This is a genomic window from Pedobacter sp. GW456-11-11-14-TSB4, assembly GCF_059424425.1.
Window position 1 is genome coordinate 805362 of sequence record NZ_JBWKZK010000002.1, and the last position, 17929, is coordinate 823290.

Sequence of the window (17929 nt, forward strand, 5' to 3'; positions counted from 1 at the left end):
TTTATGAAAATTATAAAAGTATTTCTTGCGGTTTTATTATTGGCTATAGCTCCAAAGGTTTTCGCACAAAACGTTCGTAAAGATGTTTTGCTAAACTCAAATTGGTTAAGCACAGCTGATGAAAAAAATAGCAATGCGAACACCGGTTTTGAGCAAATTAATTATAAAACTAGTGGTTGGAAAAATGTAAATGTTCCACATAATTGGGATCAGTATGAAGGTTATCAGCGTAAATTACATGGCAATAAACATGGTTACGCTTGGTACCGAAAAACTTTTAAAAGCAACGAAATAAAAACTGGAAACCGATTTTTTTTATATTTCGAGGGCGTAGGTTCTTATGCTACCATTTGGTTAAATGGTAAAAAAGTTGGCTATCATGCTGGCGGAAGAACAACTTTTACAATTGATGTCACTTCAACTATCAAACTAAATAACCAAGATAATCTCTTGGCGGTTAGAGCAGATCACCCAGCAAATATTCAAGATTTACCTTGGGTTGATGGCGGCTGCTCAACTGAGCGTGGTTTTTCTGAAGGTTCACAACCAATGGGAATTTTTCGGCCTGTTCATTTAATAGTAACAAATGATGTTCGGATCGAACCTTTTGGTGTTCATATTTGGAATGATAATCAAATCTCCGAAAAATCAGCTGTGCTTAATTTGGCTACAACTATTAAAAACTACTCCTCAAAACCTAAAACAATCACTATTTACAATCAATTATTTGATGCTAAAGGTGATATTGAAACGGCATTGCCTAGAAAAATAACTATCCCGGCAGGAAAAGAAATTGTAATTAAGCAGATAACCGATGAGATTAAAAACCCAAAATTATGGTCGATAGAAAATCCATATCTGTATACTTTAAAAACTTCAATTATAGAAAACGGGAAGGTAATTGATGAAATAAAAACATCTTACGGAATTAGGTGGATAAGTTGGCCAATAGGCGAAAAAGCCAACCAAAAAGTGTTTTTATTAAACGGAAAACCTGTTTTTATAAATGGTATTGCAGAGTATGAGCATTTAATCGGCAACAGTCATGCTTTTAGCAACGAGCAAATCAGATCAAGGGTTATGCAAATTAAATCGGCTGGTTTCAACTCCTTCCGCGATGCGCACCAACCACATAATTTACTATATCAAACCTATTGGGATGAGTTGGGAATTTTAAGCTGGACACAAATGGCAGCTCACATTTGGTATGATACGCCTGAGTTTAGAAAAAACTTTAAATCTTTATTAATCGATTGGGTTAAGGAACGTAGAAACAGCCCTTCTGTAGTGCTTTGGGGTTTAGAAAACGAAAGTACTTTGCCAGAGGATTTTGCGAAAGAATGTACGGAATTGATTAGAAGTTTAGACCCAACAGCTTCATTACAACGTAAGGTAACTACTTGTAATGGCGGTAAAGGTACCGATTGGGATGTGCCACAAAACTGGACTGGAACTTACGGCGGCAACCCTCAAACTTATGGCGAGGACTTAAAAAAACAGGTTTTGGTAGGCGAGTATGGCGCATGGAGAACTTTAGATTTACATACTGCAGATCCGCAAATTAAAAACGCAACGCACACTGAAAACTACATGACCGAGCTGATGGAAACCAAGGTTCGCTTGGCAGAAAAGGTTAAAGATAAAACTGCTGGTCATTATTTTTGGCTGTACAGTTCTCATGATAATCCGGGTAGGGTACAAGGTGGCGAGGGTTTAAGAGATTTAGACAGGATTGGGCCAGTAAATTATAAAGGCATGTTTACTCCTTGGGAAGAACCAACCGATGTTTTTTATATGTTTAGAGCTAATTATGCTCCAAAAGAAACTGAGCCAATGGTTTATATCGTTTCACATACTTGGCCAAACAGATGGCCAAATACTTGGGCTGAAAATAAGTTGGTTTTCAATACGGGTGTGAAAGATAGTATCATAGTGTATTCTAATTGCGATGAGGTTGAACTTTTTAATGATGTGAATGGACAATCATTAGGCAAAAGAAAGAGAAATGGAATTGGTACACATTTTCAATGGAATAAGCCAAATATTCAATACAATGTGCTTTACGCGGTTGGCTATGTAAATGGAAAAGCTGTGGCAAAGGATGTAATTGTTTTAAATAACTTCTTAATGCAAGCTCCTCATTTCAACGATTTATACAGTAAGGTTAGCATAAATACTCCTCAAAAGGATTATAACTACATATACCGATTAAATTGTGGCGGACCAGACTACGTTGATAAAGAAGGTTTTAAATGGTCAGCAGATCGACAACTTTCTGGAAAGGAAAATTTTGGCTCCACTTCTTGGACGGTTGATTTTCCGGGGGTGCCCTCGTTTTTCGCAAGTCAACGCCGAACTTTTGATCCTATTAAGGGAACTAAAGATTGGTCACTTTTTCAAACCTTTAGATATGGCCGAGATCAATTAAAGTATTATTTTCCCTTACCAGATGGTGAGTATTTAGTTGAATTATACTTTATTGAACCTTGGTTGGGCACTGGGGGCGGAATGGATGCTACTGGAATGCGATTGTTTGATGTGGCTTTTAACGATAAAAAAGTGCTTGATGATATAGATATATGGAAATTAACTGGTCATGACTCTCTGCTTAAAAAAACAGTTAAAACTAAAGTAACTGGCGGAAGATTGATTATATCTTTTCCAGAAATAAAAGCAGGTCAAGCAGTTATATCAGCAATAGCTATTGCAAGTTTAAAGAGCAACATTATCCCTGCACCACAAAGTAAATCAATTATAACAGAGTCTAATCAAAAAGCTTTAAACTGGATGGACATTGGAGATTCACAGTTTATTGATACTTATATTCCATTTACATCATTACCACCAAATTTATATGGAGCAGATTGGTTTCCACGATTAGGAGCAGCAAAAAGCACACTAATTTTTAAAGTAGGTGAAACCGCAGATGTTTTTGCTGGCTTATTTGGTTCTGATAAAACGAATGTGCTAAAAGGATATGAGCATACAAATACCAGTGTCACTAGTAATACGGGCCATGAATATATCTTATATCGAAAGAGGTTCGAAAAAGGACAACAAGTGGTGTTAGGAGATTTTGCATCTATTGTAGCTGTTTTACCCGTAACCAACCTAGAGCCTGCATACGATTTAAAAACGGTAACCAGCTACAAAGCGATTGATGCAAAATTAAAAGGTAATGGTTTAGCCAAAGAAGATTTAATGGGAAGAGCGAGAGTGGTATTTAAAAGTAATGAGAATAGTGTTTTAGAGTTTAAGATTGCAACTGGTGTAGCTGATGTGTATTCATTAACCTTAAAATACCACAATCCTTTTAACGAGAATTTAAAAGCTAAGCTCGAGTTTTTATCAGCAGATGGCACATTAATGAAAAAAGAAATGCTAGAACTTACCCCTACAAAAGAAGGGAAATGGAATTACTTAAATACAAACACAGGCAGTATGGTTAATGCAGGTAGTTATCTGATAAAAATTATAGCAACTGAAACTAAAGGTTTGTTTGTAGATGCTTTGGATGTGCAGTAGGGGTTCAATCGTCATGCTGAATTTATCAGTTGTTTATATTGATTTTTGTCTTCATGATAGTTTGCCTGTTTAGTTCATCATCCGTGTAGAAAACAGATTTTTTGAAAAACATGCTTTTCAAAAAGATAATATCATACAATACCTAGCTAAAATTTGATAGAAATATTCCTCTAGATGCGTTGATATTTGCTTTAACCAACTATAAATCAATTACAAAATGAAGGGTCTACCCATACTCGATTTAGCGATAATCGTCATTTACCTAATAGGGATGATTTTAGTGGGTATTTATTTTTCTAGAAAGAATAAAAATTCTGAGCAGTTTACCAAAGCATCTGGTTTAATACCGGGCTGGGCAATTGGCCTTTCTATTTACGCCACATTTTTAAGCAGCAATACATTTTTAGGGGTACCAGGTAAAGCTTTTGGTAGCAATTGGAATGCATTTGTTTTCAGCATCTCAATGCCTTTAGCTGCATGGATCGCCGCCAAATATTTTGTTCCATTTTACAGGTCTACTGGAGAAATTTCTGCATATACACACCTTGAGAATAGGTTTGGGCCTTGGGCTAGAGCCTATGCTGTAGTTTGCTTTTTGTTAACGCAATTGGCTCGGATGGGTTCAATATTTTTCGGTATCGCTTTAAGTCTGCAGGCTTTAACGGGTTATTCTATGCAAATTATCATGATTGTGATGGGGGTTTGTATCATCATTTATACAGTTTTAGGAGGCATAGAAGCCGTAATATGGACGGAAGTTGTACAAGCCGTAGTTAAAACTTTTGGCGCATTGTTAATCTTATATCTTATCATTACCAATATGCCTGGTGGTGTAGAAAAGGTGATAGCTATTGGCAAAGCAGATCATAAGTTTAGCTTGGGTAGTTTTTCTCCAGATTTTATAAATTCTTCATTTTGGGTGGTGTTATTGTATGGCTTTTTCATCAACCTAAACAATTTTGGGATGGATCAAAATTATGTGCAGCGCTACCATACCGCATCATCAAGCAAGGCTGCATCAAAATCTATTTGGCTTTGTGTTTGGTTATACATTCCTGCATCATTACTTTTTTTCGTTATAGGTTCTGCGCTGTATGCTTACTATCAGGTTCATCCAGAGTTAATTGAAAGTATCAAACATCAGGTTGCAGTAGAAAGATTACCAATATCAGCAACGGCTGCAGAGATTTTATCTGTTCAAAACAATTTGCAGCCAGCAGATTATGGCGATAAAATTATGCCTCATTTTATGGTTACAAAAATACCAATTGGCTTAGTAGGCTTAATTGTTTCAGCAATTTTATCTGCCGCTATGAGTACCATTAGTTCTGGAATGAATTCATCAGCAACAGTTTTTACAGTAGATATTTATCGAAGATATTTTAAAAAAGACATTACTGAAAAGCAAAATTTATCTGTTTTACATATTGCAACCATTGTTTTTGGATTAATGGGAATGGTAGCAGGCATCGCCATGATTGGTGTAAAAAGTATCTTAGATGTTTGGTGGGAGCTTTCAGGTATTTTTGCTGCAGGAATGTTAGGCTTGTTTTTATTGGGAATTATAAGTAAGCAAACCAAAAACCATGAGGCTAAATTGGCCACTATTATTGGAATAGTTATAATTATGTGGCTAACATTTTCTCATTTGTTGCCACCAGAATATGAGAATTTCCGTAACCCGCTACACAAAAATATGATCATTGTAGTAGGTACTTTAACTATTTTCTTAACAGGATTATTTTTAACTAAACTTAAATCACGGCGATCAACTAATCGATAGCTAGTATATTAATCACAAATCATCTTAAATCATAAATAGAAATGGAAAACTCAACTAAAGGGTTCATCCCGGTAATGCTCACGCCTTTTTCGAGCAATGGAAGTATAGATTACGCTGCTTTAACTCAATTAACCGAAGTATATTTGCAAGCTGGGGCTGCCGGTTTGTTTGCCAATTGTTTGTCGAGCGAAATGTTTGAATTAACTGATACAGAACGAATTCAGGCAATTAAACATGTGATAAACGTGGTAGATGGAGAAGTACCTGTTATTGCAACGGGCACATTTGGTGGCGAAATTACCAAGCAGGCAGATTTTGTGAAAAAAGTTTACGACTGTAATGTTGAGGCTGTAATTGCAATTACCAGTTTATTGGCGAATGAAGACGATAGCGATGAGATTTTTGATGAAAATGTTTTCAACTTATTAGCACACACAGCTCAAATTCCACTAGGTTTTTATGAATGTCCGGTGCCATACAAAAGGGTGATTAAGCCCAAGCAATTGCAACAATTTGTAGCTACAAACCGCATCATTTACCATAAAGATACCAGTTTAGATCTCAATCAGATTAAAGAAAAGCTAGCATTAACTCAGGGTCATAAATTTGGTTTATACGATGCTTACATGGCTCATGCAGTAGAATCATTAAAAGCAGGTTCTGCCGGACTATCGTGTATACAAGGCAACTACTTTCCAGAATTAATTGTTTGGTTGTGTGATCATTACAACAACGAGAATTTAGCTGCAGAAGTTGAAGTGGTGCAACAATTTATTATATCCAATATGGATGTAATGCACAATGTTTATCCAATCGTTTCTAAATATTTTCTGCAAAAAAGAGGTTTAAAAATTTCGACTTTTACACGTAGAGATGTTGGTAGTTTTACACCTCAAATAGTTAAAGAAATAGAGAGTTTGTACACAGATTATACTACGTTGTTGAATGATTTTAACATCAAGGTGATTATTTAGAAGAGTAGAGATGAATCACTTCGTCATATCGAACGCAATGCAGCGAGGAGATGTCTTTTAGTCAAATTTAGATAGATTTCACCTCAATGAAAAATCTCGTTCGAAATGATGGTAGAAGGTTTTACTCATTCAAATACTTCCTTTTATAATCTAAAGGAGTTAAGCCAGTAACTTTTTTAAAGTGTCTGTAAAAGTTAGAAACATTGTTAAAACCACAATTAAAGCAAATCATTTCGGTCGGCAACTTATTTTCAATTAAAAACCTACAAGCATGACTAACACGAATTTCAATTAAAAAATCGTAATAGGTTTTTTTAGTCATCAGCTTAAAATACCTGCAAAAAGAAGTGATGCTTAAATTACTTAATGAAGCAACTTCTTCTAAAGTAATGTCGTTTTTGTAGTTGGTTAGGGTGTAGGTGCAAATTTTATTGATCCTTAAAGTTTCTGATTCGTTAGATTGATAAAAAGTGTTTTTTGTTGTAATTAGCTCAAATTCATCAGTTTCTGCCAAAGTTTTTAGAATGGTTAATAAAATGATGATGCGTTCTAGGTTAGTAGCATGCACAGCTTTTTCCATCAGCACTGCTAATTCTACTTTGGCTTTGCCGTAGATAATCATTCCACTTTTAGCCTTTTCGAATAGCTTCGGAATTAAATAAGCCTCAGGTAAACTGAGCAAATGTTTACCCAAACAATCAGGTAAAAAATGGATCACCATTGCTTCAACATTCAAATCTGGATTATTCTGAAAATACTCTTCTTTGCATCGCCAAGTATGAGGTAAATTTTCTCCTAATAAAACCATTTCATCTGCAGCAAAATTGCTAATATTATCCCCAATAAATCTTACCCCTTCACCCTTAATGTTGTAATGCAATTCTAACTCCGGATGATAGTGCCATATATTTCCAAAATCTGGTTTAATATCATGCCTAATACTAAATGAACTTTGCAACGTAATTGGAACTTTATGAAAATGAGGTTTCATCTAAAAATAAAAATTTGGTAAAAATTTAGGTTCTATTATTTTGCTAATCTTTTATCAGGCGATGCCTAAAGATAGGTTAATTTATGATAATATCCTATATTAACTTGATAAAAATTTATATTAAATTGCGTTTTTGTTTGTTGAGTTTTGTATATAGCCCAATAGGCAATAACCAAATATTAAACTTACAAACTCTTTTTATATAAATTGTTTGTTCAGTAATGAATTATGAAACCGGGTGTACAAGGACAAATTCTATTAGTTTCTAGCGGAGATTTAAGGCTTTCGGCTAATCAAAATTGCTGGGAGGCACAAGCTCAAATGGAGCAAAATTTAACAGTTGCAATTGAGAAATTGGGCAAGACTGTTAAGCGTGCCCATCCTTACAATTCAACAAAAAAACACGGCTTTATTGACTCGCAAAGAATGGGTATGGATGTGTTTCGTAATATCGACCCCAACCAACCAATTATAGTTGCCGAAAGTGTTTGGCAATATTCACATCATGTTTTAGCTGGTTTATTAACGCATAAAGGCCCAATTTTAACGGTTGCAAATTGGAGTGGTCAATGGCCAGGCCTAGTTGGGATGTTAAATTTGAATGGATGTTTAACAAAAGCTCAAGTTGCTTACAGCACCTTATGGAGCGAAAACTTCGACGATGATTTCTTTATTGATGGCTTACAAGAGTGGCTTACTACCGGAAAAATAAGCTACGACCAAAGTCATGTTAAAAGTTTTGCTTTAAGTAAAATTCCATTAGCTGATGATAAAAAAGGGAGAAGCTTTGCTCGTAGTTTGAAGGAGCGTAAAGTAATAATGGGTGTGTTTGATGAAGGTTGTATGGGTATGTATAATGCCATTATTCCTGACGAACTTTTACACCAAACCGGATTTTTTAAAGAGCGCTTAAGTCAATCGGGCTTATATGCCGCAATCTTGCAAGTTAACGATCAAGAAGCAGAAGATGTTTTGCAATGGTTACTAAAACAGGGTATGCAATTTAATTGGGGAACCAATGAAGAAACCGAGTTAACTAGAACGCAAACGTTAGCACAATGCAAAATGTATATCGCAGCGGTTCGCATAGCGGATGAATTTAGCTGCGATACAATTGGTATTCAATATCAACAAGGTTTAAAAGATTTAACCGTAGCGAGCGATTTAGTAGAGGGTTTATTAAATAATCAAGATAGACCGCCAGTTTATTCAAAAGAAGGAAGAGAGCTATTTGCTAAAAAAGCATTACCTCATTTTAACGAAGTTGATGAATGTGCAGGATTAGATGCTTTGGTTACCTACAAACTTTGGAATGAATTAGGTATGTCTGGAGAAAATACACTCCATGATATTCGTTGGGGAGAAAATTATAAAGATGATCATGTAAATGAATTTGTTTGGGTGTTTTTAATATCGGGCGCTGCACCACCAGCACATTTTATTGATGGTTATGCAGGTGCAACTAGCGAAAGACAACCAGCCATGTATTTTAGATTGGGAGGTGGCTCTTTAAAAGGTATTAGCAAACCGGGTTTTATTGTTTGGAGTAGGGTATATGTTTGTGAAGGAAAATTACACTGCGATTTAGGTGTAGGTGAGGTGGTTGCTTTACCAAACGCCGAAACACAAAGACGGTGGAACGAAACCACACCAGAATGGCCAATTATGCATGCCGTTTTAAAAGGTATTAGTCGTGATCAAATGATGGCTAGGCACAAAGCCAACCATATCCAAGTAGTTTATGCCAATTACGAAGCAAGTGCACACGAAGCTTGCAGAATTAAAGCGGCTGCTTTAGATGAGTTAGGTATTATCGTACATTTTTGTGGAGATGTAAATCTGATCAAAAAGAAAAATTAATTTAACTTTAACGAAAAATGAGAATTCCCGCTATACTTCTATTTATTCTAATAAACGTTACAAATACGTTTGCTCAAAAACAATCTCCCAGCGAAAGAGAAACTTACGTTAAAGTTATTACTGAAAGAGCCGCCAAAATTACTGCTACTTTAAATATAAATGATGCTAAAAAATCAGCAAAAACTACTGAAATTATTAGAGATCAGTATAGCAACTTAAATGATATTTATGCCGCTCGTGATGCTAAATACAAAACAATTAAAGAAGCCAATAAAGAGAATAAAGCATTACAAGATACACTTATTGCGCAAGAGCAAAGAGCAGTAGAAAGTGCAATAACAAAACTTCATCATAAATATCTTAAAAATTTAGCTACTCAATTAAGTACAACGCAAATAGAAAAAGTTAAAGATGGGATGACTTATGGTGTGCTTCCTTTAACTTACAGGGCTTATCAAGAGCAATTGTTAAACTTAAACGCTGCACAAAAAAGTCAGATTTTGATTTGGTTAACAGAAGCTAGAGAAAAAGCGATGGATGCAGAATCATCAGATAAAAAACATGCTATGTTTGGCAAGTATAAAGGCCGAATTAACAATTACCTATCTGCACAAGGTTACGATTTAAAAAAAGAAGGAATTGAATGGCAAAAGAGAATAAAAGCAGCAGCTGATGAAAAAGCGAATGCTCCAAGAACATAAAACCATAAATAAATTACGAATACTCACTAACCAAATTAATAAATTATGAACTCAAAAATTTTACAAAAAATTTCATTGTTCTTGCTGTTAATGCTAAGCACAAGCACAGTTTTGTTTGCGCAGGTGCGAAGGATAACGGGAACAGTATCTGATGCATCAGGACCAATACCGGGTGTAAATGTTGCGCTGCGAGGAATGCCAAGCAACGTAAGTACAAATGCACAAGGGGTTTACACCATCCAGATTAATTCTGATGCCGATGTGTTGGTGTTTTCTTATGTGGGTTATGTTAGACAACAAATCCCGGTAGGCACAAAAACCAAAATAGATGTTACAATGACTGCTGACAGCCAACTCTTAGATGCTGTTGAAATTGTTAATGTTGGTTATGGTACCAAAAAGAAATCAGAATCATTAGGTTCTACTGCAGTAATTACTGGCGAAGAATTAATGGATATTCCTTCACCAAATATTGCAGGTGCTTTGCGTAATAGAATTGCAGGTATTGGCGTAAGTCAATCATCTGGTCGCCCTGGTTCTCCAATTACTTTAAACATCAGAAATTCGACTGTTTCTGATCAAGCAGCAGCTAATGGAGCTACGAGCGAACCTTTGTATGTTATTGATGGAATTACAGTTACAAAGGAAGCTTTTGATAATTTAGATGCATCGATGGTTGATAACTACACATTTTTGAAGGATGCTTCTGCTGCAATTTATGGTGCATCGGGTGCTAAAGGTGTGGTATTAGTAACTACAAAACGTGGTAAAATTGGTAAACCTAGTTTATCTTATAATGGATATTTAGGTATTTCTGATGCAGCAAGTACGCCTGAAATGTTGTCTGGTTATGACCACGCAAAATTATTAAATGATACTTATCGTATACAAGGTGCCAATCAATCAGATTTTTTCTCGCCAAGCGATTTAGAGTATATTAGAGGTTTAAATTATAAAAGTTGGTACGATGAAGTGTGGCAACCTGCAACTACGCAAAGACATAACATCAGTCTATCTGGTGGTAGTGAAAAAATTACATTTTTTGCTGGCGGAAGTTACCAAAGTGAAAATGGTAACTATGCAGGTATGAAATTCGATAAATATAGTTTTAGAAGTGGTTTAGTAGCAACATTAGCAAAAGGGTTAAAGGCTGATGTAAACTTTAATGTTGATTATGGAACCAAGGAATTATATCACAGTGCTAACGACCAAGACAATACATTTTTTGAGCGAATTATTTCTATACCAAGATGGGTTCCAATAAGTATTAATGGTAATTATGTTAACACAGTAACTAGTGGTTCGGCTATAAATCCAAAAGCTGTTGCAGAATCTGGCTATTACAATAAGGGTAGCAATAAATCTTACAGGATTAATACAAGTTTTAGTTATGAGCCTACATTTTTAAAAGGATTTACTGCTAGGCTACAAATTTCTCAATCAAGTGGATCTGGTAAAAATACTCAGTATACTCCTCCATATAGATTGTTTAATTATGCAAGATTTGGTAACAACAATCAATTATACACTGATCAGTTAGTAAATACATCACCAACCTCATTTTTTGTAGAGCCAACTAGTGCAACTTCTGCTAATATTACGCCTGGTTTGTCTGATAATAATAGTTATCAAGGATTTTTAACTTTAAATTATGCAAGAACATTTGGTAAACACACAGCAAATTTATTGGTAGGTGGTGAGCAAAGCGAAGGTAATTCGCAAAATTCCTCTGTACGCTACGTTAATCAATTAATTCCAGGAATAGATCAATATTGGGCATTTGATGCTTCTACGCTTGCTCGTCAGGATTTTTCTAGATCTCAAGTTTCAAAACGTTCTGGCTTTGCCCGTTTCAGTTATGATTTCGATAAAAAATATTTGCTAGAAGGTATCGCTCGTATTGATGCATCATCTCAATTTGCAACAGGAAACCGTTGGGGCGTATCGCCAACAATTGGCTTAGGATGGATTGTAAGTCAGGAGAAGTTTTTTAAAGATACCAAAGCATTAAGCTTTATTAATTTCTTTAAATTGAAAGCTAATGTGGGTTTAACAGGTGATGATAGGGTAGATTCGCGTTTATGGCAGGATAGATTTTTGATAGATGTAACTAATGGTTATTTATATGGAAACTCAACTCAAAATAGTTTAAATCGCTCTCGATTGGCTAATCCTGATATCACTTGGGAAAAGAAAAGAACAATTAATATTGGTTTAGAAACTTCAATGTTTGATAATAAATTGGACTTTTCAGTTGAGGTTTTCCAAAATAGAAGTTACAACCAGTTTGATTTGGGTGGTAACAACAGCTTCCCATTGTATTTTGGTACTGCAGCACCAATTATCAATTACAGAGAAACTTATAATTGGGGTTCTGAGTTTAGCATAGGTTATAAAGCTAATCTTACATCAGACTTAAGGTTAAATGCTAACATGAACTTTGGTTTCGGAAATTCTATTGTAACCCAAACACTTTATGCTCAAGGCAACCTATTCAACAATGTACCTAACGATTGGTTAATTGGCTTCGGTACAGATCCTCGCGTTTATAATTCAAGTAACATTGGCTTAAAAAACCTTGGAATGTTCAGAACGCAAGGTGAAGTAGATGCTTGGATGGCTAAATATCCAAATTACAGATTATATGATCAAGTGCCACAAGCAGGATGGTTATATTTTGAGGATACCAACGGTGATGGTGTAATTTCTGATAGCGACATGCAACCACTTTTTGATAATACCAATGCATTCTTAGCAACAGGTATTACCTTAAATTTGGCCTACAAAAATTGGTCATTAAATACCAACATTAATGCTCGTTTTGGTGGAAAAGCATTTTATGATAGTAGATCTAGAATTGCTCCTTCAGCTTCAAGAAATATCTTAAATATTTGGCAAGACCGCTGGACACCAGAAAATCCAACCGAAGGTAGATACCCACGTTTTGATGATCCTGCTTTGACTAGAAATTCTGATTTTTGGGCAGTAGATGGTACCATGATCCGTATCAACACCATGACTTTAAGTTATAAAGCACCAACAGCTTTTGCAAATAGATTAGGTTTAGGTGGTGCAAGATTGCTGTTAACTGGTAACAATTTATGGACTATTGTTAATCCACTTCCATACAAAGATCCTTATACTTCGAGTGCTTACGACTATCCGATTTTGAGAACAATTTCTTTGGGTTTAAGTGTTAACTTATAATTTTTGAGCAATGATTAAGCAAATTAAAAATAATATAAAAAGGGCTGCTGTTATTTTAACATTAGCGGCTTGTTTACCAGCTTGCGTAAACAAAGACGAATTTTTCTTATTACCTGATACTGAAGGTATAGATCAGGCAATTTGGGACAATGAAGGTTCAGTACAATTACACTTAAATAGAGTTTATGATGTGGTAATTCCTGCCTTTCCTTTACAGGTTATTCCAGATAGATATGGTGTACATATTGCTAGTGATGAAAATTTTCATCCAAATGGAGATGCTAATGCTAGAGTTGCCTTGGGTATGGAGGGTGTTTTAGGTGTAAATGATGTTAGGTTTGTAGGAAATCAGTATCGTGGAAACCCTGGAGACAACAAATATTGGGACATTGCCAGATGTAATGATGCAATTACCAATATCCCAAAAGGTACAATGGCTGCTGATAAACAACGCATACTGTTGGGTCAGTATTATACTTTAAGAGCAATGACCTATTTTGAATTGGTTAAAGTGTATGGTGGTGTGCCTCTAATTTTAGAACAACAATTAGCCAATAGTGTATATGTTGATGGAAGAAAAAGTGCAAAAGAATGTTTTGAGGCAATTGTAAAAGATTTAAATACGGCTATGACGATGTTAGAGGGATTTAATCCTGGTGATGGAGATGGTAGAGGCAAAATTACAAAGTTAATTGCTGCATGTATCAAAGCAAAAGTTTTATTGTATTGGGCTAGTCCGCAATTTAATCCAACAAACGATCCTAAACATCCTTACCAAGCATCAAGATGGACAGAAGCATTGACTGCCAACAAGGAAGCTTATGATTTATGTGTGGCAGCTGGTAAAAGATTAATGCCAAATTATTTAGATATTTTCAGAACTGAGGGAACAGCAAATACTGAAGCTATTTTAGTAAGAACTTATTCAAATACAATCCCAAATAGAGGTCACCAAGGCGAGCAACGTAACAGACCAACCTCTGAAGGTGGTAGTTACAACCAATATTGGACACCAACTACCAAAATGTTAGATGCCTATCCAATGAGAGATGGTAAACCATTAGGAGCTTCAACAGCTTTTCCTTATGATGCAGTTATGTTTTGGCAAAATAGAGACCCAAGATTTGAAGCAACATTTGCTACCAATGGTAGTGTTTACCCTTTAAGTGGTAACACAACCAGAAAACAATGGACATACAACACTAGTATTAATGAATCTAACGGTAATGCGGTTTATGTAAAACGTTTCACAACTCCAGCAATAGCAGCGGGTGCAGTAGTATATAGCAACGGAACGGGTGGCGGAAGTGGTATGGACTGGATAGATTTAAGATTGGCTGAAGTAATGTTAAATTATGCTGATTGTTTAAATGAGACCGGAAATCTTGCAGAGGCTAAAAACATGGTTAGATTAATAAGAATGAGAGCAGGCATTGTTGCAGGTGACTCTGATTATGGCTTAGGATTAGCTGGTGGTATCCCAACTATGCGTAGCTTAATCTTAAACGAGCGCCAGGTAGAATTTGCTTTCGAAAACAAACGTAATGCTGATTTGAGAAGAACACGTAACATGCACTTATTAAATGGCAACATGTCTAAATTAGAAATTGCATTGGTTTCATCAGGTCAAAAAGCCATTTTAGAAGCATCAACAAATGGTGTTATGTTTAGGGAGACTTTAAATGTAAATAACAAAGCAACTTACCAAACGTATTTTAGAAATATCACAACAACTCCAAATTACGGTCCTTACACAATACCAGAATTTCATTATTTCTATACCTTCCATAATGATTTTGTAAATTTTGGTGCTAATATTCTTACAACTGTAGGATGGCCAGGTGGTACGTTTGATCCACTAGATTAATATTTTGAAATAATAAACTCAGATTGTCTGACTCAAAAAATATAAAAATGAAAACAAAAAATATTCAAAAGTTATTCCTTCTAGCATTAAGCGTATTCATATTCGCATCTTGCAAAAAGGAAGCTGAAAATATATTTACCATGTTTGATGATGTAACAGTTACTTATAACAACAGCGATCCTCGTTGTGTAACAGATTACAAATTGGTAAACGATAAAGACGAAGTATGGATAGACTTCACCATTAATTCTGCAAATGAAGACATGTTTTCATATGTAGTAGAAACCTCTGCCGGAACGCAGCAACCAACTCGAATTACTGTTCCAATTACAGATGCTACTAAACGCAGAAGTTTTTCCAATATCATTAAAATGACAATGAATCGTGATGGTAAATCATCTTACCGTGTTTATGCGTTAAATCAAAAAGGTATTTATATTGGCGATGGCTATAAAAAAGTAACTGTAGAGGTTAATCCTAGTTACACCATTTTTACTGGTAGAGAAATTTTCTTACCTGATACAGTTGCTAAAAATAGACCATCATTTTTCTCTTTAAGTGATGCTAGTAGTTATAGCTACAATAACGGTGCTGCAAATGCTGCTAAAATAGATTTTGGTATTTATAGAACACTTTATAAAGATGCACAAAACAATACTTTATATGCCATCAACCTTTACAATACCAACAAACCAGCTAATACATTCCCAGTTTATGATGTAAGCACTTGGACTAAAAGATTAACAAAATTTAGTGCTCCAGTATCTGGTCAGGGTACGATATTTTTAACTAGTGCAATATCTGGTTCAACGATTGAAACATTGGCAAGAGCAAGAACAATTAATTTAGATGCAACTACCGCAACAACAGTTGCAGCAGGTTTAAATGTTAATAGCGCTGTATTTTTTCTTACTCCCGAAGGTAAATATGGTATGCTCTTGGTTACAAAGGTAACTGCAGATGTAAATGGCAATCCTTATATTTTAGTGAATGTAAAAATGCAACGCTAATATCAAGTAATCATTTGCTAACAAATTTTTAAGTTTTAGTATATTTGTTAAAGGGATGCGAAAGCATCCCTTTTTTATTTGGAAATGTTACATTTATATATAAATAATTTAAGCTTTAATTGTTATCTTGCATTTGCAATGAGGTAATATTGTTACGCTAAAATAATACTGATGGCAATATCTTATAATCTTTTGAGAATATGATAGATTAATAAGTGAACGACAGCCTTTATTTTTGATATAAATACACATTCTAACCAATATAAATTACTCGGTTATACAAAATCAACATTAAACTTAATTGTTTGGATGAATTTTTTTGGGATAATCAATGAACAGATAAATATGAAAATTAAATTTCTAAGTCTATTAACGTTAGCAGTAGCAACCCTAACTACAAATTTTGCTCACGCTCAATACCCAAAAATTCCAGTCGATGTTCAAAAAGCATCTGATGACATGATGGCTGAAGCCAGAAAATTATCTGATGTTGCTTGGGAGAAAGCTAAAGTAATTATTGCAGAAGAAGCCAAGCAAGGCAAACCATATGTTCCATGGGCTGGCCGACCAACAGATTTACCACAATCAGATTTATTGGCTTTTCCTGGTGCTGAAGGTGGTGGTGCTTATAGTTTCGGCGGTAGAGGTGGTAAAGTTATTGTTGTAAAAAACTTAAATGATAGTGGTCCGGGTTCATTACGTGAGGCTTGCGAACAAGGTGGAGCTAGAATTGTAGTATTTAATGTTTCTGGTATAATTCGTATTAAAACTCCTTTAGTTATTCGTGCACCTTACATTACAATTGCTGGGCAAACTGCACCTGGCGATGGGGTTTGTGTTGCAGGCGAATCGGTTTGGATTAACACACATGACGTTGTTGTTCGTTTTATGCGTTTTAGAAGAGGCGAAACTTATGTAGGCAGAAGAGATGATGCAATTGGAGGTAATCCGGTAGGTAACATCATGATAGATCACGTATCAGCAAGTTGGGGCCTAGATGAAAACATGTCAATGTATCGCCACATGTACAACGATAGTACAGGTAAAATAGAAGATAAATTGGCAACTGTTAACATCACTATACAAAATTCTATTTTTTCTGAAGCTTTAGATACTTGGAACCATGCTTTTGGTAGCACATTAGGTGGAGAAAATTGTACGTTTATGCGTAACCTTTGGGCAGATAATGGCGCCAGAAATCCTTCAATAGGATGGAATGGTGTATTTAATTTTGCTAACAATGTAATTTTTAATTGGAACAATAGATCTACAGATGGTGGTGATTATACTGCATTGTACAATATCATTAACAATTATTACAAACCAGGACCAGTTACCGAACTAAAAGACCCAATTAGTTACCGCATTTTAAAACCAGAATCTGGAAGAAGTAAATTGCCATATGTTGTTTTTGGTAGAGCTTATGTAAACGGAAATATTATAGAAGGTAATGATAAGGTAACCAAAGACAATTGGAATGGTGGTGTGCAAGTAGAAAATAAAAAAGGTGAATTAATGACTTTCGAACAGTCTCAACCATATTTTGCAGCAATGCGTGCTACAAAACCTTTTCCGATGGCAAAAATTACGATAATGCCAACATTACAAGCTAAAGATTACGTACTTAAAAATGTTGGCGCAAATTTACCAAAAAGAGATCCTGTTGATACCAGAGTAATTAAACAAGTACAAACGGGTAAAATAGATTATATCGAAGGAGTTAAATTACCAGAAAAAGATTTCGAACATCGCCGCTTGGCCAAGGATTCATATAAACAAGGCATTATTACAGATATTAGTCAAGTTGGTGGTTACCCAGAATATAAAGGAACTCCTTATGTAGATACCGATAATGATGGAATGCCTGATGCTTATGAGACAAAAAATGGTCTAAACCCAAAAGATCCTGCCGATGCTGCTAAAATTTCTAAAAGTGGTTATGCAAATATTGAGGTATATTTAAATAGTGTTGTTCCTGTTGCATCTGTAAAGCCATAGTTTTTTCGTAATG

At 35.2% G+C, this 17929-nt stretch carries 10 protein-coding genes; 9 read left to right on the forward strand and 1 reads right to left on the reverse strand.

Annotated features, from left to right (window positions below; translation table 11 throughout):
• Positions 1-3: 3 nt before the first annotated feature.
• The 3 genes from AC07XU_RS10880 (at position 4) to AC07XU_RS10890 (ending at position 6282) form a co-directional block, all read left to right on the forward strand.
• The gene (locus tag AC07XU_RS10880; RefSeq protein WP_494943675.1) at positions 4-3525 is read left to right on the forward strand and encodes a malectin domain-containing carbohydrate-binding protein; all 3522 of its coding nucleotides are present in this window, start codon (positions 4-6) and stop codon (positions 3523-3525) included.
• A gap of 217 nt (positions 3526-3742) precedes the next feature.
• Positions 3743-5308: a sodium:solute symporter family protein gene (locus AC07XU_RS10885; RefSeq protein WP_494943676.1), complete on the forward strand. Its 1566-nt coding sequence runs from the start codon at positions 3743-3745 to the stop codon at positions 5306-5308.
• A gap of 41 nt (positions 5309-5349) precedes the next feature.
• A complete protein-coding gene (locus AC07XU_RS10890) occupies positions 5350-6282 on the forward strand; it encodes a dihydrodipicolinate synthase family protein (RefSeq protein WP_494943677.1) in 933 nt (310 codons plus the stop codon).
• Positions 6283-6403: 121 nt separating this feature from the next.
• On the opposite strand, the gene AC07XU_RS10895 is transcribed toward AC07XU_RS10890, so the two are convergent.
• Positions 6404-7273: an AraC family transcriptional regulator gene (locus AC07XU_RS10895; RefSeq protein ID WP_494943678.1), complete on the reverse strand. Its 870-nt coding sequence runs from the start codon at positions 7271-7273 to the stop codon at positions 6404-6406.
• Between the two features lie 228 nt (positions 7274-7501).
• On the opposite strand from AC07XU_RS10895, the gene AC07XU_RS10900 reads away from it, so the two are divergent.
• The 6 genes from AC07XU_RS10900 to AC07XU_RS10925 all read left to right on the forward strand — a co-directional run bounded on the left by AC07XU_RS10900 (position 7502) and on the right by AC07XU_RS10925 (position 17916).
• Positions 7502-9133, forward strand: a complete 1632-nt coding sequence (locus AC07XU_RS10900) for a fucose isomerase (RefSeq protein WP_494943679.1) — start codon at positions 7502-7504, stop codon at positions 9131-9133.
• A gap of 17 nt (positions 9134-9150) precedes the next feature.
• Positions 9151-9834 carry a DUF3826 domain-containing protein gene (locus AC07XU_RS10905; protein ID WP_494943680.1) on the forward strand — a complete coding sequence of 228 codons (684 nt, stop codon included), beginning with the start codon at positions 9151-9153 and terminating at the stop codon, positions 9832-9834.
• 45 nt (positions 9835-9879) lie between these two features.
• Complete coding sequence (locus AC07XU_RS10910) at positions 9880-13041, forward strand: SusC/RagA family TonB-linked outer membrane protein (RefSeq protein WP_494943681.1); 3162 nt, start codon at positions 9880-9882, stop codon at positions 13039-13041.
• A 10-nt stretch (positions 13042-13051) separates the two neighbouring features.
• Positions 13052-14908, forward strand: a complete 1857-nt coding sequence (locus AC07XU_RS10915; protein ID WP_494943682.1) for a RagB/SusD family nutrient uptake outer membrane protein — start codon at positions 13052-13054, stop codon at positions 14906-14908.
• Positions 14909-14955: 47 nt separating this feature from the next.
• Complete coding sequence (locus AC07XU_RS10920; RefSeq protein WP_494943683.1) at positions 14956-15918, forward strand: hypothetical protein; 963 nt, start codon at positions 14956-14958, stop codon at positions 15916-15918.
• 345 nt (positions 15919-16263) lie between these two features.
• A complete protein-coding gene (locus tag AC07XU_RS10925) occupies positions 16264-17916 on the forward strand; it encodes a polysaccharide lyase (protein WP_494943684.1) in 1653 nt (550 codons plus the stop codon).
• The last annotated feature ends 13 nt before the right edge of the window (positions 17917-17929 follow it).

Bases quoted from the DNA above. Each gene is read 5' to 3' on its own strand.
- AC07XU_RS10880 (WP_494943675.1), top strand. From the start codon at position 4: ATGAAAATTATAAAAGTATTTCTTGCGGTTTTATTATTGGCTATAGCT.
- AC07XU_RS10885 (WP_494943676.1), top strand. From the start codon at position 3,743: ATGAAGGGTCTACCCATACTCGATTTAGCGATAATCGTCATTTACCTA.
- AC07XU_RS10890 (WP_494943677.1), top strand. From the start codon at position 5,350: ATGGAAAACTCAACTAAAGGGTTCATCCCGGTAATGCTCACGCCTTTT.
- AC07XU_RS10895 (WP_494943678.1), bottom strand. From the start codon at position 7,273: ATGAAACCTCATTTTCATAAAGTTCCAATTACGTTGCAAAGTTCATTT.
- AC07XU_RS10900 (WP_494943679.1), top strand. From the start codon at position 7,502: ATGAAACCGGGTGTACAAGGACAAATTCTATTAGTTTCTAGCGGAGAT.
- AC07XU_RS10905 (WP_494943680.1), top strand. From the start codon at position 9,151: ATGAGAATTCCCGCTATACTTCTATTTATTCTAATAAACGTTACAAAT.
- AC07XU_RS10910 (WP_494943681.1), top strand. From the start codon at position 9,880: ATGAACTCAAAAATTTTACAAAAAATTTCATTGTTCTTGCTGTTAATG.
- AC07XU_RS10915 (WP_494943682.1), top strand. From the start codon at position 13,052: ATGATTAAGCAAATTAAAAATAATATAAAAAGGGCTGCTGTTATTTTA.
- AC07XU_RS10920 (WP_494943683.1), top strand. From the start codon at position 14,956: ATGAAAACAAAAAATATTCAAAAGTTATTCCTTCTAGCATTAAGCGTA.
- AC07XU_RS10925 (WP_494943684.1), top strand. From the start codon at position 16,264: ATGAAAATTAAATTTCTAAGTCTATTAACGTTAGCAGTAGCAACCCTA.